We start from the raw sequence: 26,328 nt of genomic DNA on the forward strand, positions 1-26,328 counted from the left end.
ATGGAAAATAAACCTAAACTCCATTTGTTTGAGGCTTATGGAGTAGAGCTGGAATACATGATTGTAGACCAGGAATCTCTGAACGTGCGACCAATTGCCGATGTTCTCCTCCGCAATGAGCGAAAAGAGGTAGAGGGAGAAATAGAGCATGGCCTCACAGCATGGAGCAATGAGTTGGTAAGTCACGTGATTGAACTCAAAAGCAATGGCCCTACGGCTGACCTGCCAGGCCTTGAAAAGAAATTTGTAGAGGATATCAACCTGATCAACAGGGAGCTCGAGAAGCATGGCGCTCAGTTGCTGCCGGGAGCGGCTCACCCGTGGATGAATCCTGCTACAGAAACAAAACTCTGGGAATACGACTCATATGAGATCTATCGTGCGTATGACCGCATTTTTAATTGTAAAGGTCATGGCTGGTCCAATCTCCAGAGCACACACATTAATTTGCCCTTTTATGACGATGAGGAATTTGCCAGGTTGCACACAGCCATTCGTTTTTTGATGCCCATGATCCCTGCGCTTACCGCATCTTCGCCGGTTTTGGATGGTAAGTTTACCGGTTACCAGGACAAGAGGCTTTATTATTATGAAAAAAACCAATCGAAAATTCCAATACTTGCCGGGAAGGTGATCCCCGAAAAGCTATTCACAAGGCATAGCTATCAGAAGCATATTTATGACCGGATCGCCAGCGCTATAAAACCTTTTGATACCGATAGCATACTAAAACCTGTCTGGTTGAATTCCCGGGGAGCTATGGCCCGTTTTGACCGGGGAGCCATTGAGATCAGAATTGTGGATATACAGGAGTGCCCGGCGGCTGACCTGGCTGTTGTAAATTTACTGGTACACCTGATCAAACTGCTTGTCAGTGAAAAGTGGATCTCCTTTGATGTGCAACAATCTTTTGAAACGGACCAGCTTTATCCCATTTACAAAAGCAATGTGAAGTATGCCAGCACGGCAACCGTGGAGGATAGGGCCTATCTGGATGCCTTAGGGTTTAGTGAACCTGCAAAGTCTCGCGATATCTGGGCTTTTTTGATTGAAAAGGCTTCAGCTGCATATCCGGATGCTTTAAGTAACACCGTTGCTCAGCTCCTGCTGATCAATCAGAAAGGTACTCTGGCTGAACGGATATTGCATGACCTGGGTGATCATTTCACCCATGAGGATCTGCACAGAACCTACAGCCGGTTGGCCCACTGTCTGAAAACTAACGCGCTCTTTCTGCCTTGAAAATCAACGTGCTGGTTTTAACCTGCGAGCATGCCGGCAACCAGATTCCTAAAGCTTATTCATATTTGTTTAGAGCCGCAGAGGCAGACCTGGAAAGCCATCAGGGGTGGGACCCCGGTGCACTTTTCATTACCAGGTCCATTGCTGCTCACCTGGGTTGTGAATATCATTACCACCTTCTTTCCCGCTTACTGGTGGAGGTAAATCGCTCTGTCGGGCATCCGGCGCTATTTTCGACTTATACCAAATCACTGAGTCCGGCAGTCAGGCGCTATCTGATCGAAAATTACTATAAGCCATACCGAAAAGGGGTAACTGAATTGATCCGTGAAAAAGTGGATTTGGGGCTTAGAGTGGTTCACCTGTCTGTTCATACCTTTACCCCTGCCTGGGAAGGCAAGCAAAGGGAGGTGGAGATAGGTTTGCTTTTTGATGAAGAAAGGCAAGCCGAAAAATCCTTTTGCGAGGCGTGGGCACAGCATATACAAAGCCTTTCCGGCTACAGGGTTTTGTTTAATCAACCTTACAAAGGTGCCGATGATGGCTTTACTACTTACCTGAGAACCAAATTTACCGGAGAGCAGTATCTCGGGCTGGAGCTGGAGGTGAGCCAAAAATTTGTAAATTCAGGCCTGGAGGATATTACAAAGGTCCTTTGTACAACATTAGAGAAAACATTTAGCTAATGAAAATAGCCGGAAGTGAGGTCTCAAAGGGAGAGACCACCAAAATAGATATCAATATAGCCAAACTACCATCCGGAACCCTGATAGATATACCTGTCGTGGTATACCGCGCTAAAAAGCCCGGCCCGTCTTTGCTACTCATTGCCGGCATGCATGGTGATGAGATAAACGGTGTAGAGATCATGCGGCGGATCATCACAGAGAAATATTACAAAGTAGATGCCGGTATGGTTATCTGTATACCTATTATTAATATTTACGGGTTTATCAATTTCTCCAGGGATGTGCCTGATGGTAAAGATATTAACCGTTCTTTTCCGGGATCTAAAACCGGGTCACTGGCCAGCCAGGTGGCTCACTTCCTGATGGAGGAGATAATCCCCCATATTGATTATGGTATCGATTTTCACACTGGTGGCGCCCGCATTAACAATTACCCACAGATCCGGGTGAAGGCAGATGATGAAGAAAACCTGAGGCTGGCTCATGCTTTCAATACGCATTTCATTATTAACTCTCCATTCAGGGACCGGTCATTGAGGAAAGAAGCCTTTAAGCTTGGCAAGCGAATCCTTGTTTATGAGGGAGGTGAATCGCTGCGTTTGAGGAAAAGTGCCATCGATGAGGGAATAGAAGGGATGCTGCGGGTGATGAAATATTTAGGCATGCGAAATGAAGCGAAAAGTCCTGATTCACCCTCTATATTGATTGAGAGGTCTTCGTGGCTGAGGGCAAAGTCAGCCGGGCTTCACTATGCCCATTTCAGGAATGGTTCGTCCATTGAAGCCAGGACAGTGATCGGGACTGTAAGCGATCCTTATGGAAGCTATGAGGTAAAGGTCAAAGCCCCTCATAAAGGATACATCATTGGAGTGAATAATAACCCGGTGGTGAACAGGGGAGATGCGTTGTTTCATTTGGGGAGTAGTTCATCCTGATAGCTGAGCCCTGTGCTGATTTGGATTTACAATCCGAATCCTGGAGTTTGGTGCTCCAAAGGAGTGCCCGTGCTCTTTCGGATTTGTAATCCGAAAGAGCGGAATTTAACCCTAAAAAAACAAAATCCCTGCCTGAAAACCGACAGGGACTCACCGCCATAATGATAAATAACCCATCTTTGGATGATTCAAAACGCAAAAATATATGTTTATCAAACTGAATTGGAGTAACCAGTAATTTTACAATTAAAAATCATTTGATAGCAAAGGCGCGGCATTAAGGATCAGCGTGAATAGGCGCAAAACTGAAAAATCTGCCCAGCTTCGATTGAAAACGTTTGTATCTTTTTTCGTCGAAATTCGTGCTCTAAACCTCTCTGTATAAGGATTATAAACCGTAATTTCGAGGGATTATTATTAGACTTTCGATAAAATGAGTGAATATAATAAGTGGAATCACCCCTATACACCGGATGAAAAATACGCTAAAAAAGCAGTCTACTTCAGTATGGAGTTTGCAGTGGATCAGGCGCTTAAGACTTACTCAGGAGGTCTTGGTTTTTTGGCGGGCTCCCATATGCGGAGCGCTTATGAGCTAAAGCAAAATATGATAGGGATCGGCATGCTCTGGCGATACGGTTATTACGATCAGTCTAGAAATCAGGATGGCTCTCTGGAGACTAAATTCATCGAAAAGATCTATCCATACCTGGAGGATACCGGCATTCGGGTAAAAGTACAGATCCTGCATAACCCGGATGTACACGTCAAAGCTTTTTGTTTACGTCCGGAGATCTTTGAGACCGTTCCTATGTATTTTCTGACCACCAATGTGCCGGAAAATGATCACTTGTCACAAACCATTACCGACCGCCTTTATGACGCCAATGAGCTGACCCGAATATCTCAAAGCATTGTATTGGGCATTGGCGGTGCCAAGGTGGTGGAGGAGCTGGGCGGAGCTGATGTCTATCACCTCAATGAAGGTCATGGATTGCCTGCTTTTTATTACCTGAAAGATAGAGGTTTGTCCAGGGATCAGTTTGTCTTTACTACCCATACGCCTGAGAAAGCAGGAAATGAAGAGCACGACGGGAATTTTCTCAATGAAATGGGTTTCTTTGGACGCAAGCTGAGCGCTAAAGAGCTTAAAAGCGAGGTGATTAATAATGGTAATCTGAGCTACACTGTTGCAGCCTTGAGGCTATCCAAGAGATCCAATGCGGTATCAAAGATCCACGCAAAAATCTCGAAGGATATGTGGAAAGGGTTCACTAACATCAGCGATATCATTCCTATCACCAATGCCCAAAACCAAAAGTACTGGCAGGACCCTATACTACGGGGGGCAGTCGAAAAAAGAGATGCCCAGGCCCTGGTCACTCGTAAACGGGAGCTTAAATCACAGCTTTTTAAAGAAGTGGCGGATCAGACCGGTAAGCTGTTTGATCCCGAGGTGCTCACCATTGTATGGGCGAGGCGTTTTGCGGGATATAAGCGTGCCGACCTGCTGCTGTGCGACAGGGACCGGTTTGAAAAGATTCTGAGCAATGACAGGCAACCTGTTCAGATTATCTGGGCAGGGAAACCTTATCCCCGGGATTTTCAGGCCATTGACACCTTCAATAAACTGCATCATTTTAGTTGGTATCGAAAAAATGTGGCAGTTCTGGTCGGTTACGAGCTGGAGCTGTCCCGTCTACTCAAAGCAGGTTCCGACGTATGGTTGAATACTCCCCGTATCACTCGGGAAGCTTCCGGCACCAGTGGCATGACCGCTGCTATGAATGGCTCAGTAAATCTATCTACTTATGATGGGTGGATTCCCGAGTTTGCAAAAGATGGCGAAAACTGTTTTGTATTACCACCGGCTGATCTGAAAGTGTCTGTGGAAGAACATGACCGGCAGGATTATGAAAGCCTGTATTACATCCTGGAGCAAAAAGTTATCCCGACTTATTATGAAAAATCAGATAAGTGGTCGGACATTGTTTTTAAAAGCATGGAGGATGTGGTCCCCGAGTTTGGAAGCAACCGTATGGCGGATCAGTATTACAATGATCTTTATTACTAACTGGGAGCACAGGATTCACGACTTTTACGGATCATAAGGCTATTTCGGTTTTATCCTGCCTTTATTCCCGCTCATTCGGGAAAATTATTTAGGTAGTCTCCTTTTCTTCATCTTTAATTCAAATTTAAGAATTAGATCTGTCAGAGATGGAGAGGAATTTAGCGGACAGGGTGATTGCCAGGTACAATGGGTTTCTGGTAGATTCAGTTTCAGAGAGAGCTTCCGATATAAGTGTAGAGGTTGTGAGACTTAATGATCTGCTTGTAAAAGTTCACTTCACGTTTGATGAAAGGGCCTTTTCGTTCAGAGCAATGTTGTCAGACCAGGAGGAGGGTATCATGATGTTGGTAGAGGAGCGAGTAGCACGGGATTATATTTTGTCCGGGCTGGGGGGATCGGTATTTAGAAAGCCCAATGTACATGGTGGAAGATTAGCAGGATCGGGATCTCTCTTTTTTCATGTTGCAGTCCATTTTTTTAATGGAACCACGTACAACTTTCACTTTCGAGGGAAGCTTGCAACACAAAAGCAAATGACAAAAGTGGCAGATCATCTGCCCTGAAAATATAGGTGACCAGTTGTAGAGGAAAAGCTACCTGCAGATCTTTTGTGGGTAGCTTATTTTTTTATCCAGGCGCTAAGCAATTTCAAAACATCCTCTTTTTCCAGGTCATTATGAGGTTCGTGATATACTCCTTTCAACTGCTTCCATTCACACGTCTTGCACTTAGTTGCAAATTCCTCTGTTGCTTTCCAGTCAATGATCTGATCCATATCTCCATGATAGATCAGTCCCTTTTTTTCAATAGCTGCAGCATTTTTTAAGGCCCTGTTACCAGCTTTGGTTATTTGATCAAACAAGGCTGCACTGATCCTGTCATGCACAAGGGGGTCGTTTTTATATGCCTCTACCACGCTATCATCTTTGCTGAGGTGCGAAGCTTCAAGATCGTTTGGCTGGGTAAGCGACGGTACTATTTTCACAATGATCTTACCAAGTTTTAGCTTCCACGGGGGCGGGTCAAAGGCCAGCCTGAACCACGGAGAAGAAAGGATAAAGCCTTCAATTTCATTGGTGTTCATCCGGATCATGTAGTTGGCCACCAGGTTGCCTCCCATACTGTGTCCCATAAGGTACATGGGTAATTCCGTATATGTGGCCCTGGCAGTTTTCAGCAATTCCTCTATATCGCTAAGCAGCAACTCGTAGCTTTTGGAATGCCCCTTTTTACCCTTCGAAAGCCCGTGCCCCCGAACGTCCATAGCAAAAACTGCTATGTCGTGACCTGTCAGGGTTTGTGCGAGGTGTTCATATCTGCCACTGTGTTCACCAAGTCCATGTACTATGCACAGTATACGTTTTGGCGTCTCCCCGGTCCAAAATCGGTAATACAGCTTTAGTCCATCCTGACTCAAAAAGTAATCGGTTTCTTCGGTCATGAGCATTGCTTTCAAACGAAATTATATAAATTATCCATGACTAAAACAGATATTCATCAATGCCCAGAATTTTAGACAAAATTGTCTACGCTTTTCCTTCCCAGCTTTTATTTCATCACCTCAAAAGGAACCTTGCGCTTATAGCCATCTGGGTCATTTTAATTGCTACTGTTTCCGGAGGCATAGGTAAGATCTATGGGATCCATTATTTGTTTCTGGATCCTGAATATTTAAATCGAGTTGATTTCAGGAGTTTTTTCCTGGTAGGCCTTGCCTTTGGTAACCTTATGATGGCCTTTCACATCACATGCTATATCCTGGATAGCCATCAGTTTACGTTTATAGGGATACTGGAGCGTCCGTTTGCCAAGTTTTCACTTAATAACAGCATCATTCCACTGGTGTCGTTGATCATCTATATCGTTCTTATTATCCGGTTTCAGATCAATAATGAGTTTAGCAGCGGAGTGAGCTTACTTTTCAATATTTTAGGACTCATCACCGGAGTTTTGGTCATGACCAGCTTTTTTTTCTTCTATTTCCGGCTTACAAATCAGGATATTTTTAAGTTTCTGGCCGGTTCGGTAGATAGGCGTCTCAGAAAATCAAAGGTGAGCCGGGGGAGAATGATGACCAGGCTCAAGGAAACAAGAGAGCGCAAATACACGGTAAATTCTTACTTTGATCTGAAGTTGCGGCTAAGGTCATGCGCCAATCTTCAGGATTTCTATGATAAGGAGGCTATTCTGAAGGTATTTGATCAGAATCACTTTAATTCAGTAGTCATAGAGCTGGCCATTATTTTGCTGATCCTTTTTTTAGGAACCTTTATGGACTATCCAATTGTGCAGATCCCTGCGGCAGCCAGTTCACTCCTGATGTTTTCTATTTTGGTTATGCTGGTAGGGGCTGTGTCTTTTTGGTTTAGGAGCTGGAGTGTTCCTTTTGTGTTTGCACTTTTCCTGACCGCCAATATTCTTGTTAAAACCGGACTTATCAAAGGAACCTATCAGGCTCGCGGACTCGACTACCGGACAGAGAAGGCTGACTATTCCATTGAAAACCTTCAGAAGCTGAATAATGAAGAACATTTCTTAAAAGACCGGGATGCTACCCTTCAAATTCTCAATAACTGGAAGGCAAAGCAGGATACTACCAAGCCCCAGGCTACTTTTCTGTGTGTAAGCGGGGGCGGCCAAAGAGCTGCGCTGTGGACTGTAAACGCACTGTATCATGCAGATAGCGTAACAGGGGGAGGGCTTATGGATAAAACCCTTCTTATTACCGGGGCGTCCGGAGGTATCATTGGGGCTGCTTACTATCGCGAACTTGAGCTGATGGAGAAGCAAGGCAAAGAGATCCCGAATATCGATGCTCAGATAAAAGCAATTGGGAAAGACAATCTCAATTCGATTATATTCTCATTGCTGGTTAATGATTCTTTCTTCAGGATCAGGACGGTTGATTATGATGGAAAATCTTATGTGAAAGACCGGGGTTTTGTCTTTGAGCAAAATCTGAACAAGAATCTGGATGGAGTTTTTTCAAAGTCATTGATGGACTATAAGGAGCCTGAAGCGGCTGCCAAAATCCCCATGATGCTTATGGCCCCGGTGATAGCTAATGATGGACGGAAGCTCTACCTTTCACCTCAGGGAGTAACGTACATGAATGTATCAAAAGAAGTAAAAATCGGTACTGAGTATAAGATCCGTGGAGTTGATTTCAATCAGCTCTTTCATGATCAGGACGCTGAGCGATTAAGTTTTCTCTCTGCTCTGAGGATGTCCGCTTCTTTCCCTTACATCACTCCCACGATTTCTCTTCCCAGCGATCCTGCCATCGAAATAATGGATGCTGGTATCTCTGACAACTTCGGAGTGGGAGATGCTATCCGGTTTATTCAGGTTTTTAAGGATTGGTTTGAAGAGAATACAAACGGAATCACTCTACTTATCATTCGGGATACCCGAAAAACCGCACCCATTGAGCCACGCTCCAACCAGTCTTTATTTGAGCGAATGACTTTTCCCATAGCCAGTGTTTATAATAACCTGGGAAATATCCAGGATATTAATAATGATGCGCGGATCGAGTCATTAAAGGACTACATGGACCTGCCTGTCCATGTGGTCAGTCTGGAGTACAATACCTACACTAATATCAGCGAAGAATACCTCTTATCCTCCAAAGAGATCGAGCGGAAGGAGCTGGAACGGGCCTCACTGAGCTGGCACCTGACAACCAGAGAAAAACAGAACATTATCCGGAACATTCAACTCGAAAACAATCAGATTGCTTTAAAGAAGCTGAAAAATATAATGAATGATCAGAAGTAGTTTAAAGCTTCGTATTACTCACAAAAGCAATCTTCTTCCCATCAGGTGACCAGGAGGGTACATTGATGGTGCCTTGTCCACCATACACATAGCCGATCACTTTTGGCTGGCCACCCTCTACGGACATTATACGCAGATAAACTCTTTTGTAAAACGGATGATCCGCAGGATCAATGTCAGCAGGAAATGAGAGGATAACCATCTGTTTTCCGTCAGGCGATATGTGTGGGAACCAGTCGTTGTATTTATCAAACGTGAGCTGCTCCGGATTGCTTCCGTCTGCTTCCATCCGCCAGATCTGCATGGTGCCTGTGCGGTTTGAGTTGAAATAGATGTATTTACCATCCGGTGAATATTCCGGCCCGTCATCCAGTGTTTCAGTATGTGTTAGCTGCGTTTCGTCACCTCCGGATTTATTGATTTTGTAGATGTTGTAAATATTATTTCTGCCTCCGGTGTAAACCAACTCCTCTCCGTCGGGTGACCACCCATGAAAGTAGGAGGGACCCAGTGGTGTAACTCTTACCGGTATTCCCCCACTGACGGGGAGGTAGTAAATGATAGACTGACCGTTATCGTTCCCACTATGATGACTGATACCCAATGTCTGGCCATCAAATGTGAGCACATGATCATTATTATTGTTAGTGGCAAATCCGGTATTTAACTCAGACGATTGACAGGTAGCCAGATCAAAGTTGTAAAGCTTTCCCTCGCTATTGTAGATCAGCGTTTTGCCATCAGCAGTCCAGTTTGGAGCTTGTATAGAGTTTGGAGCCTGATGGAGGATCTTACGGTGACCTGTTTCTATATCCATAATCTCCAGGTTGCTGCCTATATAATCCTGATAAGGCACAAAATCATCGTCGGCGGGCCTGATGATCCTTACATTTTTATAAATCACTTTTTCGGTTACATCAGGATTGTGCGCACAAATAAATATCCCTGCATAAAGCTCTTCAGGTAAATCAAAATCTTCTAAGGTGACTGACGTGAATTCTTCACCGTATTTGGCTGTGGACATAGTGTATATGTTTCCTTTGCGTTCCAGCTGGATAATATCCGGAGCTTTATCCGGAGAGGTGACTTCTTCAGTGAGCCCGCCTGGCTCTTTTCTGAATTGTAAAGAGGTAAGTCCGTCTCCATGTACCTCAGCGCTTACATGCTGCCCGGCTCCTGATAGATCAGGCCTGATTGACCAGCCGATTTTCCGGTGTGGGTCCACTCCCTCTCCAATAAAAGATGCCCGGGCACGGAGGATAAAATCGCCTTTGATTTTTTTATAAGCAAAGTGAAACTCATCCTTACGGTCCCACATATTGGTTCCGCTACCACTGAGTGTGTACTCCTGAGTTTCGGCATTGTAACGGGTATTGCCACTGATCGCGGGAGCTCCTACATCAGTATTTGAATCAAAAAGGCCGAGTTGTAGATCCTGACCCTTTGCCGAGGTATAAAGCATGATTGACAGAAATAGTATGGACCACTTCATGATTTTGAATGGATGTTCGATAAGGAAATTTACGTAGAGTCATTGATTTATCAGCGAACAAAAGACAGATTGAACGCTGATTGGAATCAAACGATGGGGTTAAAACCTTAGCTCATACCCTTTTAAGATCTTATTAGTCACCGAGATCACGACCTGTGGGAGCCGTTTGAAAACGCTTCACTGTTTTTGGACGTCTTTAAAAAAAGTTAATCGATCATTGACCTGAGCGTAAAGGAAAAATCTTTTTCTTCTCCGTCACGCTTTACTTTCACGTTCACAGTTTCACCCACCTCTTTCAAAAGCATTTTGATCTGCGGGAGAGTAATGTCTCGGGTGGAAAACTCATTGACGGCCAAGAGCTCGTCATTAAGTTTTATTCCTGCTTCTGATGCAGGACTGTCTTCGTAGACCTGGTGAATGAGCACCGTTTTTTTATCGGGTGCAAGCTGCACATCAATACCACTGCAATTGACGATGAGCTTCTCACCATAATGTGAGTTTTTCTGGAAATAGAGCATTTTTCCTGGTACATCGATGGTAATATTGAACTTGCTTAACACTTCATTTCCTAAAATACCCGATACAGTGGGATCAGCCTGGATGCCGTGATTAGCTGTACTGATTCCAATGGGCAGGTCCTCAATAATTTCATTTCCAAATGAAAAGGAAAGAACATGCCCTTCATAATGAGGGGTTTCATCCTTACCTATTCCCTTTACCAGGTAGGAGTAGTGTTTACCGGTTTTATGGATCACGTCATATTTTTCAGCATAAGGTGAGTTAAAATCCAACGTAGTACCTGCCCCTGTCATGACGAAAAAGGTGCCGTCATGTGGTTCGTCGTTGTTTAAAACAACTTTGCCTTTAATTACAGGAATGGATATATGTAAGTGAAAAGGTACCGCATCGCCTTCTTTCGGACCCTTTCCGTGATCGTATATTTCCATTGTCTGGGTGTCATAGTTGATACGAAGTGTATGATGGTGCATCAGGTCATAGCCTACTATGCCATCAAAATCACGACCGAGGCTGATCTCCAGGTGATCCAGGTCCGTAGCGTACACCTTGATATTTTTTTCCATCGGAAAACCATTGATTTCTATCTCATTGTGTTTGATCAGCTCAAAGGTGTTGGTAGTCTCATTCATACGGACTTCCTTTCCTTTTAAGTTGAGCCGGTCAGCTACCTCTTTGTCTATGACAGTCAGACCCGACCCTGTATCAAAAATAAAGTCCAAAGGCTCGGAATTATCTATACTGACCTTGATGATCATGTGATCCCCAAAGAGCTGGAAAGGGATGGATGTGATAGGCTTCTGAGCATTAAGAGCAAACAAAAAGAAAATGCCAGAGATGGTTAGGAGTGACTTTTTCATGGTTTAAAGGCAATAATTTTTGGAGGTATGAAAATATGGATATTCCAGGTAAAATGAAAGTTACGTGAACTTTTTTGTGGATTTGGTGAAGAAAAAGAAAATAAATATTAGCAAGTAGACCTTGATCCCAGTGTCTAATGGTACAAATAATCAACCAAGACGAAAAATTCCGGCTTCAAGGAAATTTTTGTCAGGGTAAATAGAAACAACGAACTGGAAATCAACTATTTGCGACACATTTTAATGTAGTTTAATGCTGCCACTTAATGCTTGTAATTGCCGACGGGTTTCTCGTATGCTGCTACCTGTGTTTTCTTTCCAGATCCTTCTCAAATGGCGTGGGGTGGAAAACCCACATCGATGTGCTATATCGGTAGTAGATAGGTCAGGGTTGTGTAAATACGTTTTGATCAGGTCCATTTTCACTGCATGCTTGAATTCTGTGATAGTCCGGCCGGTTACATCTTTGAAGGTTCGGGTGAGGTTTCGCTCACTCATGTTGGCGATATCCGCCAGCTCCTTAAGTGTAGGATTTTTATCAGGACTTGAAATAATGTGATTTTGAACCTGGTGAATTGCCGCATTAAAATGTGTTTGGTAATCGAGGTAAATGGACTCCTGACTATGTCCATCGTCGCGCCGCAAAAAAATAACCATTTCCCTGGCCACTTTTGATGTCAATACCGGGCCGTATAGCTGTTCTAGAATGGACAGGCTCATGTCCATACCTGAAGTCATGCCAGCGCTTGTGTAAACATTCCGGTCTTTAACAAAGATCCGGTCTTTTTGCACTTTGATTTTCGGGAAGTTTTTGATCATGTAGTCCAGGCATTTCCAATGTGATGTGCACTGATGACCGTTTAATACTCCGGCTTTTGCTAAAACCAGCGCTCCGGAGCATATGGAAGCAATATTAACTCCTTTACTATGCATCTCATTCAGCCAGGGAGCAAGCTGGAAGATCTCCGCGTTGAGTTCACCCCGGTGAAATGCAGCAAAGTCGACCCCCGGCACAATAATGAAATCCGACTGAGTCACATATACTTTTTCCGGATTTATCAGGTCATACAGTTTCAGCCCCTGCTCAGTTGTACATTGTTCATTCAATGAGCAAAAAGCTACCTCTATTCCGAGACTACCTATCTGATTGGCCTCATAAAAAACCTGGGCTGGTCCGGACAGGTCCAGCAGGTGTGTTTTCTGTAACAGAACAAAAACGATTTTGCGACTCATAGGTGAAGGTTATAGACAAATACCGGACTTTTATGGACAACATACTCTTAAAGGAGAATCTTGCCTGATCACTTATTCGTGTCAAAGAGATAGAAATTTTCCATAAAAAGTTCCATCATGGGACTAATAAAGACATAATTATGAAGAGATATATACTGTTTATTCCATTTTTTCTATTTATAACGATGACTCAACTACATGCCCAGGGAAAGGATACCTATAAGGTGGCTATCTTTCTTTATGATGGTGTAGAACTTTTGGATTTTAGTGGTCCGGGAGAGGTTTTCGGTGCGACTAATGGTTTTGAAGCATACACTGTCTCTGTGGATGGAGAACCGATAAAGTCTCAGGGTTTTGTTACTGTAGATCCCGAGTACTCTCTTGAAAATGTTCCTGCTCCGGATATTGTAGTGTATCCGGGAGGTGGGGCCAGAGCATCATCTGAGGATCCACGGGTTATGAAATGGGTAAAAGACCTCCATCGTCAGGGAGCGATTCAAATGTCCGTATGTACAGGTGCCCGGGTCCTTGCAGCTTCAGGTTTACTTGATAGTTTAAATGTTACCACCTGGTACGGGTTTACAGGGAGCTTACAGAAAATGCTTCCAAACGCTACAGTCCTGGAAAACACTCGATTTGTAGATAGTGGAAAGATCCTAACCACTGCCGGGGTATCCGCCGGCATTGACGGAGCGCTTCATTTAGTAGACCGGATCAAAGGGAAAGATGTGGCTGAATCTACAGCTAAATATATGGAGTACGACAAATGGGAGCGGGGAGATGGTCAGGTAGATTATGAAAATTCGCTTATTGCGTCTATTGAATCAGGAGGTGTTGAAAATATGGTCACTGCGGGTATAGTTAATTCAAAAGAAGGAGAAGTGTCTTTTTATGAGGGAGAATTAAAAAACCTGGCCTTCGAGTACATTGATCAAGAGGTTTGGGATAAGGCGGCTTTGGTTTTAGAAATGGCAGTGAAAGCTTACCCAACCTCTGTGTCTTCTTATGAAGCACTAAGTGGTGTGTATGAGAAGCAAGGGAAATTTGCTCCTCCGGGGGAACGTGAATTCATGGATTTGGCAATGGAGCAGGACCCTCAAGGAGCTGTTGACGTATTTCGAAAAGCCAGAGAGACCTATCCTGGCTGGCTGGTGGCTAGAGAAAGCTATGTAAATTATGTTGGGTACAGGTATCTGCAGCAGGAACAATACGAGATGGCGATCGCATTTTTCAAATTAAATGCAGAGGTGTATCCCGATTCACCAAATGTTTATGACAGCCTGGGAGAGGCTAATTTAAAAAAAGGAGATAAAAAGCAGGCTTTGAAATATTATGAAAAAGCCCTGGAACTGGACCCGGAAATGGAGTCAGCCAGGAAAGCAATCAAAGAACTCGAACAGAAGGGATAACAAAACCACCATTGTGGTGACCCACCACCCGGACAGTGAAGCCCTGATAAAAGTCATCTTGATAAATTGGTTATTCTGAGTATTTTAGTCAGTTGAAGAAGTATTTACAACTGTAACTGAAGAAGTATGAAGAGACTGACGTTATTTTTTAATGCAGTAGAGGACCACATTTTTTCTTTTTTGCATCGTCATTCCATCAATATTTTAAGGATCAGCATTGGACTCATTTACCTGGTTTTCGGGGTGCTTAAATTTTTTCCAAGGTTCAGTCCAGCTGAGAAGCTGGCATCAGACACCATCTGTATGATGACTTTTGACCTGATTTCGAGTGGGATGGCTTGCTTACTCCTGGCTATTTTAGAAACGGTGATCGGCCTGGCGTTGATTTTTAATATTTGGGTAAGAAGAGTGATCCTGTTAGCACTCTGGCACATGCTGTGTACTTTTTTGCCTTTGTTTTTATTGCCGGACCAGGCCTTTAATTCCGATCCTTTTAGCTTTTCGATAGTTGGTCAATACATTTTCAAAAACCTGATCATCATTTCCGCACTCCTGGTGATCTATTACCATACCAGTAAAAGGATGGAAGAAAAGAAGGTGGAGCGGTAGTTTTACTCAGGATTCAGCTTTAATCCTCTCTTCCAGCTTATTCAGGTTTTTCAATCCACGCTTAAAGAATTGGTGACGAATGGTTTGCGAAACTTCGCTGATCAGGTTGGATTTCTTAATGATGGAGTTGAGCCACTCTTCCGTTTCGTTGTAGTACTCCTTATTTTCAGTGTACATCGATCCAAAGGTGAGCTGGCCCAGATAGATCCGCTGAAAATCGTCCATTTTTACCAACACACAGACCTTTTCCAACTCAATCTCACAGTAATACAATCTTAGTTTGCTTCCACGGATAGTAGGATTTTCAAAATCATCCTGCTTTTTCCCCAGCATACACATATCCTGTACATACTCCAGTAGCAACCTGAATTCATTACATACCTGCAGAGCAACATCCGCATTGGCAAACATACCTGAATCCCAATAAAACTGGATTTGGTGAATGGTGCCCATAACAATGGTATCCGACCAGATCTCCGTAGAGGGTATTTGCAGATAGCTGTTAAAAAGCTTTTTACCAATCTCCATGATGCCGGGATCTACTTTACCGGGATCAAAGCGCTCTGATCCGTTTCCATTGCTTACTCCGGTGGTCAGCCAGTGAAATACCTTGAAGGCTGACAGGGCCGGAAACTTGAAATAATGAAAAATAGGCATTCCCTGACCGGCATAAATGATCTGTTTTTCCTCCGCTCTGCTTTCCCTGACTTTGTCCATTGACTCAAACAGGTCGGCGAAGTAGTTGTTAAAATTCTCATACGAGCCTACCATTTTTTGATAGTGAAAGGATACTACCCTCGATTGCTCATCAGCGTTGAAAGAGTCGAATGAGATACCATAATGCTTGCAAAGCTTGCTGATCTCATCAAAGGTCAGAGAGGTTTCACCTCGCAATCTCCGGTAAGCACTGTCGTTGCTGATCTCCAGTAGTTCGGCCAGCTCATTGACATAGGACATAGGGCTTCTCCGTACCTGATCAATACTAATCAGAAAGGCTATTTGCTTTTCAAGCTTCATTGGTACACTATATTATTTGCAAAATTTGCAAATGAAGGTAATGTTTTTTGCAGAAAACCCCAATTTGATCATCAAGACATTGACTATCACAAATTAGAGCCATGATCCCGGAGAATAGAGCATTCCAATTGTGATAAATACCAGCTCCATAGCATTTCCTTCTAAAATCCGTTTTTGATGGATCTTGTCTACGCTGATATTTGACCCGTCAACCAAAGAGGCTTAATAAAATGAGCAAACCAATTCAAAGACTACTTTTTTTATTGATGATGATCATAGGTCTGTTATCAGCAGTCTATGGTCAGGGTAAAGAAAAAATCGCCTTGATCAGTATTGATTCGAGGAATCTTGACTGGGATAATACCACGATGGCCAACGTGGTGCGGTTTGAACTTGAAAAGATCGATCGTTTTGAGGTTTTGGATAAATATGACGTTAACAATACACTGGAATCCAATAACATCAATCCGGACAAGACTTTTGGGAAGAATTCCCTCATTAAGGTCGGTCAGCTACTGGAGGCAGATAAAATGCTGAGTGGGAGCGCAGAGTTGTTTGGTGACAAGATCATCATGATCCTGCGATTGATCGATGTGAAAACCAAAACCGTGGAGCAAACGAGCGTCATGGAATACCTCAACGCTCAGCAGGAGATCCAGACCATGTGTATGATCTCGCTCAATGACCTCCTGGGTATTGAGAACGACCCGCACCTGGTGGATCTGCTGATCAACTACAATTTACCCATTACCACCCGCAAGACCACCGTCAGCCTGAACGGACCCCGCATGGGTGTCGTGCATATGATGGGCAAAAATGGGGAGCGTTTAAGAGATCCAAAAGGGAATGGCGGGTACAACATGTTTCCGGTTACTTCCATGTTTGGGTATCAGTTCGAGAAGCAGTACATGTCCTCAGGCGACTTTCAGGCGCTGGTGGAAGTAATTCCGGCTGTAAATGGCCTGGAAAGTGGAACAGTGATCCCTTCGATCACCTTGCTAAATGGCTTTCGGTTCAATAAATCCGGGTTTGAGTTTGCTCTGGGACCAGTTCTCAGATTACTGAAAACAGAGGAAGGCTTTTATCGGGACGGAACGTGGACCCGGGTCTCTGAAGTAGAAGTAGTACCACAGGGTGTGGAAATTATGGATTTGATCGATAGCCGTGGGGAGATTCGTCCTTCCGTGGGCATAATCCTGGCAGGTGGCAAGACGTTTAAATCCGGATACCTCAATATTCCCGTAAATGTATTTTACTCTCCGGTAAAAGACGGATCGATTATTGGGCTGACGATAGGGTTCAATACCACAAAAAAACCTTCATTCTAATCTCTTCAGGTTCACCGCCTATATATAGGAGCTGGCAATATCTATTGTCGGCTCCTGCTTTTTTATGATGGGACTATACTCTTGGGGTAGTAAGGTTAAGTTTCCCGCCGATTCTGTCCTTCCTTCGGAGCGGGAGATATTTGACCGCTACGATTTGGAGGGTTTCATTTTTTCAGCCCCGAAAATATTACTTGATCCAAAAAACTGGCGGAGTATCGATCCTGTCGCAAGATTGATCTAAAAACCTGGCGGAGTATCGATCTTGCCGCAAGATTGCTTCAAAAATCTGACGGAGCATCGATCCTGTCACAAGATTGATCCAAAAACCTGACGGAATAACGATCACGATCCTTGATTTAGTCCCATGCGCTAAATACAGAGGTAAGAAATAAGATATAATTCACCTTTAAATCTCGTAGGGGTGAAACTATAATACCACCCCTTCGGGGTTGATTAAAATAATTTATGACAATGCTACAATTGTTTCATCCCTTCGGGATTGGAATTTTTGTCTAAGAACCTTCCACTCCAACTGCCCCATAACCCAAAAACCTAATCACCCAACTCCCCAACAAACCTTTCCATTTCCACCAAGTTTCAAAATACGAGTATCAAGCGGGTCTTTTTCCTTAATTTTGTGGGTACCCAAATAATACATCATTACCCAAAACTTAAAAGAGTTTTATGTCGCAGACCATTGCCCCATACAAACCCAAAAATCATGTAAGGATTGTCACAGCAGCATCCCTGTTTGATGGACATGATGCCGCTATCAATATTATGCGCCGGATCATCCAGTCTACCGGCTGTGAAGTGATCCACCTGGGCCATAACCGCTCCGTGCAGGAGATAGTGGATTGTGCGATCCAGGAAGATGCACAAGCCATTGCCATCACTTCGTATCAGGGTGGTCATGTAGAGTACTTCAAGTACATGTATGACTTATTAAAGGAGCGCGGGGCATCCCAGATCAAGATCTTTGGTGGAGGAGGCGGCACCATTCTGCCTGAGGAGATCAAAGAACTGCATGATTACGGCATTACCCGTATCTATTCACCTGATGACGGCCGGGAAATGGGTCTCCAGGGCATGATCAATGACCTGGTGAAGAACTGTGATTTTGCCATTGGTCAAAACCTGAATGGCCAGATCCGGGAACTAACCAGGAAAGATGTAAATGCCATAGCAAGGGTAATCTCTGCTGCTGAAAATTATCCGGAAGAAAATAAAACGATCCTGGATGAGATCCGCAAAACCATTAAGGAGAAAAAAACCGCTCCGGTCCTCGGAATTACGGGTACAGGAGGAGCCGGAAAGTCATCTTTGGTAGATGAGTTGGTGCGCCGGTTTTTGATGGATTTCGAGGATCGAAATATTGCAGTTATTTCTGTGGACCCATCCAAAAGAAAAACAGGTGGAGCATTGCTGGGCGACCGTATCCGGATGAATTCCATCTTTAGTGATCGGGTGTACATGCGCTCGCTTGCTACCCGCCAGTCCAATCTGGCCCTTTCTAAATATGTGAAAGATGCAGTGGATATCACCAAAGCTGCCGGTTTTGACCTGATCATTTTAGAAACCTCCGGAATAGGACAGTCTGATACAGAAATTACCGATCACTCGGACCTTTCGCTTTATGTGATGACGCCAGAATATGGCGCAGCCACTCAGCTGGAAAAGATCGATATGCTGGACTTTGCAGATGTGATCGCCCTCAATAAGTTTGATAAACGCGGTGCTCTGGATGCTCTGCGCGATGTGAAAAAGCAGTACAAGCGAAATCACGGACTTTGGGAAACGGAAGACGATGACTTGCCCGTTTACGGAACCATAGCTTCGCAGTTCAATGACCCGGGCATGAATCAGCTTTATAAGGCGATCATGGATCGGCTTGTAGAGAAAACGGGCGCTGACCTGAAGTCTGATTTTGCCACCTCCAAAGAACTTTCTGAAAAGATATACATCATTCCACCCAAGCGTACCCGATACCTTTCGGAAATATCCGAAACCATTCGAGGCTATAACGAGGCAGCTGAAAAGCAGCGGGAGATTGCGCAAAAACTGTATGGTCTGGATAAGTCCCTGGAGGTGATGAGGTCTCTGGATAAAGAGGCTGCTATCAAAGCCATAGAAGAAGCGAAGGAGAAGCTGGAGCTTGATCTGGATCCGCGCAATAAAAAGCTGCTGGAAGAATGGCCAAAGAAAAAGGAGCTCTATGCGGGAGACTCTTTTACCTATGAAGTGCGAGGGAAGAAGATCGAGGTGGAAACCTCCATGCAATCCCTTTCACATACCAGGATCCCAAAAGTAAGTTTACCAGGATATGAGGCCTGGGGCGACATCCTGAAGTGGAGCTTACAGGAAAATGTGCCCGGGGAATTTCCTTATACTGCCGGCGTATTCCCTTTCAAAAGAAAAGGGGAAGATCCAACCCGGATGTTTGCCGGGGAAGGCGGCCCGGAGCGGACCAATAAACGGTTCCATTATCTCTCTTTCGGGTTACCTGCGGCCCGGCTGTCCACGGCATTTGATTCCGTAACGCTATATGGTGAGGACCCGGATCATCGTCCGGACATTTACGGGAAGATCGGTAACTCCGGGGTAAGTATCTGCTGCCTCGATGATGCTAAGAAATTGTATTCAGGTTTCAATCTTTGTGATCCTACTACCTCTGTTTCCATGACCATTAATGGTCCGGCGGCTACCATTACGGCCTTTTTTATGAATGCGGCCATCGATCAGCAGTGTGAGTTGTACATCAGGGAGCAGGGGATGGAAAAAGAGATCGAAGGAAAGATCAAAAAGATATATGCTGATCTCGGAAGTGAGCGGCCCACATATAAAGGTGAGCTTCCTCAGGGGCATAACGGACTAGGGTTAATGCTGCTCGGAGTGACGGGTGAGGATGTGTTGCCGAAGGATGTCTATGAGGAAATAAAAGCCAGGACGCTTTCAACCGTTAGAGGTACAGTCCAGGCAGATATTCTGAAGGAAGACCAGGCGCAAAATACCTGCATTTTTTCAACTGAGTTTTCGCTTCGATTGATGGGCGATGTGCAGCAGTATTTTATCAATAATGCTGTCCGGAATTTTTATTCGGTTTCCATCTCGGGGTATCACATTGCGGAAGCTGGTGCCAATCCGATCACACAGCTGGCCTTTACACTGGCGAATGGATTCACTTTTGTTGAGTACTACCTGTCACGCGGAATGGACATCAATAAGTTTGCTCCGAACCTGTCCTTTTTCTTTTCCAATGGAGTAGATGCTGAATATGCAGTGATCGGACGAGTAGCCAGGAGGATATGGGCAAAAGCCATGAAAGAAAAATATGGCGCGGATGACCGGTCACAAAAATTGAAGTATCATATCCAGACTTCCGGTCGGTCATTGCATGCACAGGAAATCGACTTCAATGATATCCGAACTACCCTGCAGGCGCTTTATGCGATCTATGATAACTGTAACTCGCTGCATACCAATGCCTATGATGAAGCGATAACCACCCCTACAGAAGGATCAGTTCGCCGGGCAATGGCCATTCAACTGATCATCAACAAGGAACTGGGACTGGCCAAAAACGAAAACCCGATGCAGGGGTCTTTTATCACGGAAGAGTTAACGGATCTGGTTGAGGAGGCGGTGATGATGGAGTTTGACCGCATTACTGAAAGAGGAGGTGTGCTGGGCGCTATGGAAAGCATGTACCAGCGTGGTAAGATCCAGGAGGAGAGTCTTTATTATGAAACCAAAAAGCATAACGGCGAGCTGCCGATCATTGGAGTGAATACTTTCCTTTCCTCAAAGGGTTCACCTACGATCATTCCCGATGAAGTGATCCGTGCGACAAAGGATGAAAAGGAAGCGCAGATCCAAAACCTGAATGCGCTACATCACCGGAATGAAGCGCGCTCTGATGAAACGCTGAAAAAGTTGCAGGAAGTTGCTTTGAATAATGAAAATACTTTTGAGCAACTGATGGAGACAGCTAAATTTTGCTCCCTGGGGCAGATCACCCGGGCCATGTTTGAAGTGGGTGGTCAGTATAGAAGGAATATGTGATCTGGTTCTGACTTCCAAATTTTCAGGAATAGATGAACCGTTTGCCTAGTCCGGGCTTGCCTTCATTGTACCATTTAGCAGCGTCTTTAATATCCTGCCTGGCCAAGGGGGTTGTTAAGAAATTTATGAAACCCATACTCCTTTACTACTTAATCGCAACTTGAAGTAGGGTTAGAAAATGGGTCGTTTTGCCGGACACCATTTTTTTAACTAGTTTAAAGCCTTCAAAATCAACCCTTACTTTTTGAATAAATGAGCAACACCCAAAAACTGTTTATTGTTGGATTCTTTTTTGTTTCACACCTTTCGTTGTTAGCCCAGGATGATGGCATGAGAAACATGCCTTTGGAAGACCTGTCTGCTTTTCAGGAGCAAGCGGGAAACTGGCAGATTGTGGGAGATGTAACAATGGACCCAACGCAAGACATCCATCATGAGGAACAAACCTCTAAAAAGAAGAAAAAGAAAAAAGGGGATGAACCTGCCCCCATTATCACTCAACCTGGTGCTGGTGTGCTTGTAAACTTACCCTCGGAAGACAAGAAAGACAACCTGGTAACAAACTGGAGTCATGGAGATATTGAAATAGAACTGGAGGTGATGCTCCCAAAAGGTTCTAATTCCGGTCTCTACCTGCAGGGAAGATACGAAGTTCAGCTTTTCGATAGCTGGGGAGTGAAGACTGCCCGGTTTACGGATATTGGGGGTATCTACCGGAACTGGGAAAGCGACCCTGAAAAAAGCTACATGGGCAAAGCGCCCTTATTAAATGCCGCTAAGGCCCCCGGGTTGTGGCAGCAACTGAAGATAGCTTTTCAGGCACCCAGATTTGATCCGCAGGGAAACAAGATAGCCAATGCAAGAATAATCTCCGCCGAACTCAACGGAGTGAAAATCCATGAGAACGTTGAAATCCCAAAACCAACAGGTGGACCGGTGGAAAACAATGAAGTGGCTGAGGGTCCGATCATGATACAGGGAGATCATGGCGCTGTAGCTTTCAGGAATATCCGGTACAAGCATATGCGACCATCTGGTGTTTCGTTGACGAGCATTACCTATGAAACTAAAAACGGTGAGTTTGTCAATTCGGAAGCGGTTTTATCTGCTCCGGTAGAAAGCAATGGTAAAATTGAGCAGTTAACCTATGACGTAGCGGATCTGGACAACAATTTTGGAATCGTATATCGTGGAACGTTAAATATCCCTGAAGCCGGAGAATACTGGTTTTCCGGAGAAATAGGTGGGTCCGCATCTTTGAGAGTCAATAGTAAAGCGGTTTTTTCCGGATGGAGACGAGGGAAAGGTTCTATCTATCTGGAGGAGGGTGCTTATCCGTTTGAGCTCGTCTATTATAAATCCACAGGTTGGGTGTCTCCGCGTTTGGGCTTGACTGTCTCCACGGCAACTACTTATCCACGGAATTTACATGCGTTAAGTTCAGCTCCTCCCGGCGGGGGCAGTGTATCACCTATTTTGATCGAACCTGAAAGCAGACCCCGATTGTTACGTGCTTTTCTGGACTTTGAAGGCAAGCGAGACCAGCGACTTACTCATACTGTTGGCGTAGGAGAACCATCCGGGATCCATTACATCTATGATTTGAAGGCAGGGAATCTGGTTTGTGTATGGAAAGGTCCCTTTGTGGATGCTACCCCCATGTGGCATGATCGCGGGGACGGTTCATTCAGGCCTCTTGGAATGATTCAGTATCTTTTTACCGGTCCTGCACTTGCTCCACTTGATAACATGAGCGCTCCGTTTACCAGCGGTGAAAATTATGTGAGCAAAGGATATTCTGTTGACCCAGAGTCTGGCCGTCCTGCATTTAAGTATGAAATGGGAGATGTGAAAGTTACGGATGAAATCAAGCCCGATGAGGACATGAAGCAGTTTATTCGAAAGGTCACAGTTGAAAATCCTGGTGAAAATATGTATCTGAAAGTGGCAGAAGCCAGTAACATAGAAAAGCTGCCTAATGGTTGGTATGCCATTGATGGGAAACAATACTATATAAGTGTTTCGTCCGGTCATGAACCAATGGTCCGGTCATCTGAAGGACAAAAAGAGCTGATTATTGCTGTAGACAATACCCCAATTACATATACATTAACCTGGTAAGCCTATAACTATGAAAAGAAGCAATTATATTCTGACCCTACTTTTTTCTATGTTGTATGTTGTGGTTACCGCACAACCTACCGAGGAAGATTATTATAAAATATTAACCGTTCCGGTGCCTGAAGGTATATTGTTGGAGGTGGGCGGTGTAGCTACTTTACCCGATGGCAGGGTGGCCCTGTCTACCAGAAGGGGAGATGTGTGGCTGGTGGAGGACCCTTATATGGAGATCAGCAATGTGCCGAAATATACCTTATTCGCTACAGGTCTTCATGAGTCTCTGGGCCTCGCCTATTATCAAAATGCCCTTTATACAGCACAGCGAGGTGAGCTCACCAAACTCGTGGATACAAACGGCGATGATCGTGCGGATGTTTATGAAACGGTGTATGCCTGGCCGCTCTCAGGTCACTACCATGAGTACTCCTATGGTCCCAAGATTACGGAGTCCGGAGATATGTATGTGACCACCAATGTTGCTTTTGGTGAAGAAGAATGGTGGAGAGGAGAAAGCCGGGTACCCTGGAGAGGGTGGACCATGAAAATATCACAGAATGGCACCATGGAGCCATGGGCTACCGGCATGCGTTCGCCGTGTGGAATTGGTTTGATTGATGATGAATTTTTCTATGCTGATAACCAGGGTGACTGGATCGGTTCCGGGGCAGTCTGGCATGTGAAAAAAGGTAGTTTTACCGGGCATCCGGCTGGTTTGAAGTGGGCATCAGAATCTAATTCACCTGTTGAAGTAACTCAGGAGCAGTTTTACAGTACTTACGATGAAAGAAGAAGGAGAGAGAACGGTCGTGCTGTCAAACCGGAGAACATCCGGAACGAAGAGAATCCACTCACCATGGCCAAAGCCGCAGAGCAGTTTCCTGAAGTAAGGCTTCCTGCCGTTTGGTTGCCCCATGCTATTTTGGGTATTTCCAATTCTGAGATCTTAAAAGACGAGACCGGCGGGTCTTTTGGTCCTTTCGAGGGGCAGATCTTTGTGGGTGATCAGGGGCAGAGTAAGATCATGCGAGTGGTTATGGAAAAGGTTGACGGAGAGTACCAGGGTGTTGCCTTTGATTTTAAAGAAGGATTTCAATCAGGAGTTTTGAGAATGGATTGGGGAAACGATGGCTCACTGTTTGTCGGTGAAACAAACCGTGGCTGGGGTTCAGCCGGAAGTAAGAATTCAGGATTTGAGCGGCTTGTCTGGCTTGGAAAAGTGCCAATGGAAATGAAAACGGTAAGCGCCAGACCCGATGGTTTTGAAATAGAGTTTACCAGGCCCGTAGATATGGCTTCAGCAAAGGATCTTGATAGCTATTCAGGGCAGAGTTTTATATATAAGTACCATTCTGTTTACGGGAGCCCTACTATTGATAATGAGCAGCTGAAGATCAAAGGAGTTAAAGTTTCTGAAGATGGCATGAAGGTACGTTTGGTTATAGAAAACCTGAAGCAATACTACCTGCATGAGCTGCAAGTCACCGGGATCAAATCCCGGGATGAAGGTTTGCCAGTGCTGCATCCTACAGCCTATTATACCTTAAATAACATTCCGGAAGGTCAGAAGCTAAGTGATAATGAGCTTACTACCATTCGAACCGTTGCAGTAAAAAAGCAACCGGTACAAAAAGCTAAACCGGTGCAAAAACCGAAGCAGGAAGTACTCACCTACGAAGAAATCAAGCCACTTCTGGCGAGCTATACCTGCAATGCCTGTCATCAGTTAGATCAAAGGGTAGTAGGTCCGGCGTTTAAGGAAATTGCTAAAAGGCGATATTCAAACAAGAGAATTGTAGAGCTGATCTATAGTCCTGAGCCCGAAAACTGGCCGGATTATGCAACACCCATGGCGCCAATGCCGCAGGTTCCTGAAGAGGAGGCATTGAAAATTGCCGCATGGATCAATTCATTGAGATCTGGAGATTGATTATAAGGTATTGGCTTTGAGCTACTTGAAGTGATTTTTTCAAATCTGGCATTATCCTTGGTTATACACTGGCATAATCAAATGTTTGGAAGTCATGAAAAAGGTAGTTTTACTCTCGGTGTTAGGTGTTTTTCTTTTAGCTTCTAAAAGTCAGGCACAGGGTTTTAGGTTTATCACATCTTTTGGCGTAGAGCAGCGATGGGACATCCCGTATGATGTATTCTACACAGTGGACCACCATTATTTTGGATATAACTGGGTTCATGCCAGCAGAGTATATGATCAAAATGGTTTGTACTTCGACGTGCTGCTACAGCGTGGAGATATGTTTGTACGAGTGAGCATTGACCGCAGGGGAAGGATTTTCAGACGTGTGGTTACCTATGACTATCCATTGTATAATCACGTATGTAATGACTTTTGCGGATACCACTCAGACTATTATGTAAGTCACCATAGCTACTGTGGAAGTGCACATCACCACGGACATAATCATGTAGTGTATCGACCTGTTGTGGTAAATAAGCATTACCATCATCCCAAGGGAAACGCTTATGGATATTATAAGAAAAAAGGTCACGGTCACTATGAGGATAATAAGAGCCATCGGATTGATTACGATGCGCGATATCCGACCCGAAGGTCCGGTTCTGTACGAGTGACTTCTAATTACGAAAAATCAAGACTCAATACAAATCGGGGTGGAAGAGACCATGATCATGGAAAAGGCGGTCATGGCGGAGGGTATGACCGTGGAGATGATAAAGGGAATGATGGAAAAGGTTATGGGCGTGGCGGAAATCGCGGAAATAACGGAAATGCCTACGGTCGGGGTAAGGATACCGGAAAAGGAAACGGTTTAGGAAGAGGTAGAGGTGACGGAAATAAATATACTGAAGACGACCGAAGTAAGAGGGGAGATCGCGGAAATAGCAGCGGTGGAAAGAGTCGTACAACTTATCGTTCCAGAACCGATAAATAGACTTTTGTTTTGTCTTCCTGATGGATTTAACGGGAGACGGCCAAAGGTCGGC

At 44.6% G+C, this 26,328-nt stretch carries 18 protein-coding genes; 13 read left to right on the forward strand and 5 right to left on the reverse strand.

What is annotated here, in order from left to right; translation table 11 throughout:
* From AC3E9V_RS06660 to AC3E9V_RS06680, 5 genes are all read left to right on the forward strand, one after another.
* Complete coding sequence (locus AC3E9V_RS06660; protein ID WP_488752414.1) at positions 1-1,242, forward strand: carboxylate-amine ligase; 1,242 nt, start codon at positions 1-3, stop codon at positions 1,240-1,242.
* On the forward strand, positions 1,239-1,928 hold the full coding sequence (locus tag AC3E9V_RS06665; protein WP_488752415.1) for an N-formylglutamate amidohydrolase: 690 nt from the start codon (positions 1,239-1,241) through the stop codon (positions 1,926-1,928). Before AC3E9V_RS06660 ends, AC3E9V_RS06665 begins: the two co-directional genes overlap by 4 nt.
* Positions 1,928-2,866, forward strand: coding sequence for a succinylglutamate desuccinylase/aspartoacylase family protein (locus AC3E9V_RS06670; protein ID WP_488752416.1), 939 nt, complete (start codon positions 1,928-1,930; stop codon positions 2,864-2,866). Before AC3E9V_RS06665 ends, AC3E9V_RS06670 begins: the two co-directional genes overlap by 1 nt.
* A gap of 433 nt (positions 2,867-3,299) precedes the next feature.
* Positions 3,300-4,940 carry an alpha-glucan family phosphorylase gene (gene glgP / locus AC3E9V_RS06675; RefSeq protein WP_488752417.1) on the forward strand — a complete coding sequence of 547 codons (1,641 nt, stop codon included), beginning with the start codon at positions 3,300-3,302 and terminating at the stop codon, positions 4,938-4,940.
* A 146-nt stretch (positions 4,941-5,086) separates the two neighbouring features.
* Entirely contained in the window at positions 5,087-5,503 is a 417-nt protein-coding gene (locus AC3E9V_RS06680; RefSeq protein ID WP_488752418.1) for a hypothetical protein, read from the forward strand.
* Positions 5,504-5,559: 56 nt separating this feature from the next.
* Here AC3E9V_RS06680 and AC3E9V_RS06685 read toward each other — a convergent pair whose 3' ends face one another.
* On the reverse strand, positions 5,560-6,381 hold the full coding sequence (locus AC3E9V_RS06685; protein ID WP_488752419.1) for an alpha/beta hydrolase: 822 nt from the start codon (positions 6,379-6,381) through the stop codon (positions 5,560-5,562).
* Positions 6,382-6,440: 59 nt separating this feature from the next.
* On the opposite strand from AC3E9V_RS06685, the gene AC3E9V_RS06690 reads away from it, so the two are divergent.
* Positions 6,441-8,720, forward strand: a complete 2,280-nt coding sequence (locus tag AC3E9V_RS06690) for a patatin-like phospholipase family protein (protein ID WP_488752420.1) — start codon at positions 6,441-6,443, stop codon at positions 8,718-8,720.
* Position 8,721: 1 nt separating this feature from the next.
* On the opposite strand, the gene AC3E9V_RS06695 is transcribed toward AC3E9V_RS06690, so the two are convergent.
* The 3 genes from AC3E9V_RS06695 to AC3E9V_RS06705 all read right to left on the reverse strand — a co-directional run bounded on the left by AC3E9V_RS06695 (position 8,722) and on the right by AC3E9V_RS06705 (position 12,821).
* A complete protein-coding gene (locus AC3E9V_RS06695; RefSeq protein ID WP_488752421.1) occupies positions 8,722-10,212 on the reverse strand; it encodes a TolB family protein in 1,491 nt (496 codons plus the stop codon).
* 206 nt (positions 10,213-10,418) lie between these two features.
* Positions 10,419-11,588 (reverse strand): PDZ domain-containing protein, encoded by a 1,170-nt coding sequence (locus AC3E9V_RS06700; protein ID WP_488752422.1) that lies wholly within the window; start codon positions 11,586-11,588, stop codon positions 10,419-10,421.
* Positions 11,589-11,828: 240 nt separating this feature from the next.
* Positions 11,829-12,821, reverse strand: a complete 993-nt coding sequence (locus tag AC3E9V_RS06705; RefSeq protein ID WP_488752423.1) for a GlxA family transcriptional regulator — start codon at positions 12,819-12,821, stop codon at positions 11,829-11,831.
* Between the two features lie 140 nt (positions 12,822-12,961).
* Here AC3E9V_RS06705 and AC3E9V_RS06710 point away from each other — a divergent pair, with 140 nt between their 5' ends.
* Complete coding sequence (locus AC3E9V_RS06710; RefSeq protein WP_488752424.1) at positions 12,962-14,230, forward strand: DJ-1/PfpI family protein; 1,269 nt, start codon at positions 12,962-12,964, stop codon at positions 14,228-14,230.
* Positions 14,231-14,356: 126 nt separating this feature from the next.
* Entirely contained in the window at positions 14,357-14,839 is a 483-nt protein-coding gene (locus AC3E9V_RS06715) for a DoxX family membrane protein (protein WP_488752425.1), read from the forward strand.
* A 6-nt stretch (positions 14,840-14,845) separates the two neighbouring features.
* Here the strand turns inward: AC3E9V_RS06715 and AC3E9V_RS06720 are convergent, their stop codons facing one another.
* Positions 14,846-15,856 carry a helix-turn-helix domain-containing protein gene (locus AC3E9V_RS06720; protein WP_488752426.1) on the reverse strand — a complete coding sequence of 337 codons (1,011 nt, stop codon included), beginning with the start codon at positions 15,854-15,856 and terminating at the stop codon, positions 14,846-14,848.
* A gap of 230 nt (positions 15,857-16,086) precedes the next feature.
* Between AC3E9V_RS06720 and AC3E9V_RS06725 the strand changes: the two genes are divergently transcribed.
* The 5 genes from AC3E9V_RS06725 to AC3E9V_RS06745 all read left to right on the forward strand — a co-directional run bounded on the left by AC3E9V_RS06725 (position 16,087) and on the right by AC3E9V_RS06745 (position 26,276).
* Positions 16,087-17,184: a hypothetical protein gene (locus tag AC3E9V_RS06725; RefSeq protein ID WP_488752427.1), complete on the forward strand. Its 1,098-nt coding sequence runs from the start codon at positions 16,087-16,089 to the stop codon at positions 17,182-17,184.
* A gap of 684 nt (positions 17,185-17,868) precedes the next feature.
* Positions 17,869-21,246, forward strand: coding sequence for a methylmalonyl-CoA mutase family protein (locus tag AC3E9V_RS06730; RefSeq protein WP_488752428.1), 3,378 nt, complete (start codon positions 17,869-17,871; stop codon positions 21,244-21,246).
* Positions 21,247-21,498: 252 nt separating this feature from the next.
* On the forward strand, positions 21,499-23,367 hold the full coding sequence (locus tag AC3E9V_RS06735; protein WP_488752429.1) for a 3-keto-alpha-glucoside-1,2-lyase-like domain-containing protein: 1,869 nt from the start codon (positions 21,499-21,501) through the stop codon (positions 23,365-23,367).
* A gap of 10 nt (positions 23,368-23,377) precedes the next feature.
* Entirely contained in the window at positions 23,378-25,294 is a 1,917-nt protein-coding gene (locus AC3E9V_RS06740; protein WP_488752430.1) for a hypothetical protein, read from the forward strand.
* A 94-nt stretch (positions 25,295-25,388) separates the two neighbouring features.
* Positions 25,389-26,276 carry a hypothetical protein gene (locus AC3E9V_RS06745; RefSeq protein ID WP_488752431.1) on the forward strand — a complete coding sequence of 296 codons (888 nt, stop codon included), beginning with the start codon at positions 25,389-25,391 and terminating at the stop codon, positions 26,274-26,276.
* Positions 26,277-26,328: the final 52 nt, after the last annotated feature.

The organism is Marinoscillum sp. HNIBRBA16962 (assembly GCF_057801515.1).

Bases quoted from the DNA above. Each gene is read 5' to 3' on its own strand.
- AC3E9V_RS06715 (WP_488752425.1), top strand. From the start codon at position 14,357: ATGAAGAGACTGACGTTATTTTTTAATGCAGTAGAGGACCACATTTTT.
- glgP (WP_488752417.1), top strand. From the start codon at position 3,300: ATGAGTGAATATAATAAGTGGAATCACCCCTATACACCGGATGAAAAA.
- AC3E9V_RS06745 (WP_488752431.1), top strand. From the start codon at position 25,389: ATGAAAAAGGTAGTTTTACTCTCGGTGTTAGGTGTTTTTCTTTTAGCT.
- AC3E9V_RS06725 (WP_488752427.1), top strand. From the start codon at position 16,087: ATGAGCAAACCAATTCAAAGACTACTTTTTTTATTGATGATGATCATA.
- AC3E9V_RS06685 (WP_488752419.1), bottom strand. From the start codon at position 6,381: ATGACCGAAGAAACCGATTACTTTTTGAGTCAGGATGGACTAAAGCTG.
- AC3E9V_RS06740 (WP_488752430.1), top strand. From the start codon at position 23,378: ATGAAAAGAAGCAATTATATTCTGACCCTACTTTTTTCTATGTTGTAT.
- AC3E9V_RS06710 (WP_488752424.1), top strand. From the start codon at position 12,962: ATGAAGAGATATATACTGTTTATTCCATTTTTTCTATTTATAACGATG.
- AC3E9V_RS06680 (WP_488752418.1), top strand. From the start codon at position 5,087: ATGGAGAGGAATTTAGCGGACAGGGTGATTGCCAGGTACAATGGGTTT.
- AC3E9V_RS06705 (WP_488752423.1), bottom strand. From the start codon at position 12,821: ATGAGTCGCAAAATCGTTTTTGTTCTGTTACAGAAAACACACCTGCTG.
- AC3E9V_RS06730 (WP_488752428.1), top strand. From the start codon at position 17,869: ATGTCGCAGACCATTGCCCCATACAAACCCAAAAATCATGTAAGGATT.
- AC3E9V_RS06720 (WP_488752426.1), bottom strand. From the start codon at position 15,856: ATGAAGCTTGAAAAGCAAATAGCCTTTCTGATTAGTATTGATCAGGTA.
- AC3E9V_RS06735 (WP_488752429.1), top strand. From the start codon at position 21,499: ATGAGCAACACCCAAAAACTGTTTATTGTTGGATTCTTTTTTGTTTCA.
- AC3E9V_RS06695 (WP_488752421.1), bottom strand. From the start codon at position 10,212: ATGAAGTGGTCCATACTATTTCTGTCAATCATGCTTTATACCTCGGCA.
- AC3E9V_RS06660 (WP_488752414.1), top strand. From the start codon at position 1: ATGGAAAATAAACCTAAACTCCATTTGTTTGAGGCTTATGGAGTAGAG.
- AC3E9V_RS06690 (WP_488752420.1), top strand. From the start codon at position 6,441: ATGCCCAGAATTTTAGACAAAATTGTCTACGCTTTTCCTTCCCAGCTT.
- AC3E9V_RS06700 (WP_488752422.1), bottom strand. From the start codon at position 11,588: ATGAAAAAGTCACTCCTAACCATCTCTGGCATTTTCTTTTTGTTTGCT.
- AC3E9V_RS06670 (WP_488752416.1), top strand. From the start codon at position 1,928: ATGAAAATAGCCGGAAGTGAGGTCTCAAAGGGAGAGACCACCAAAATA.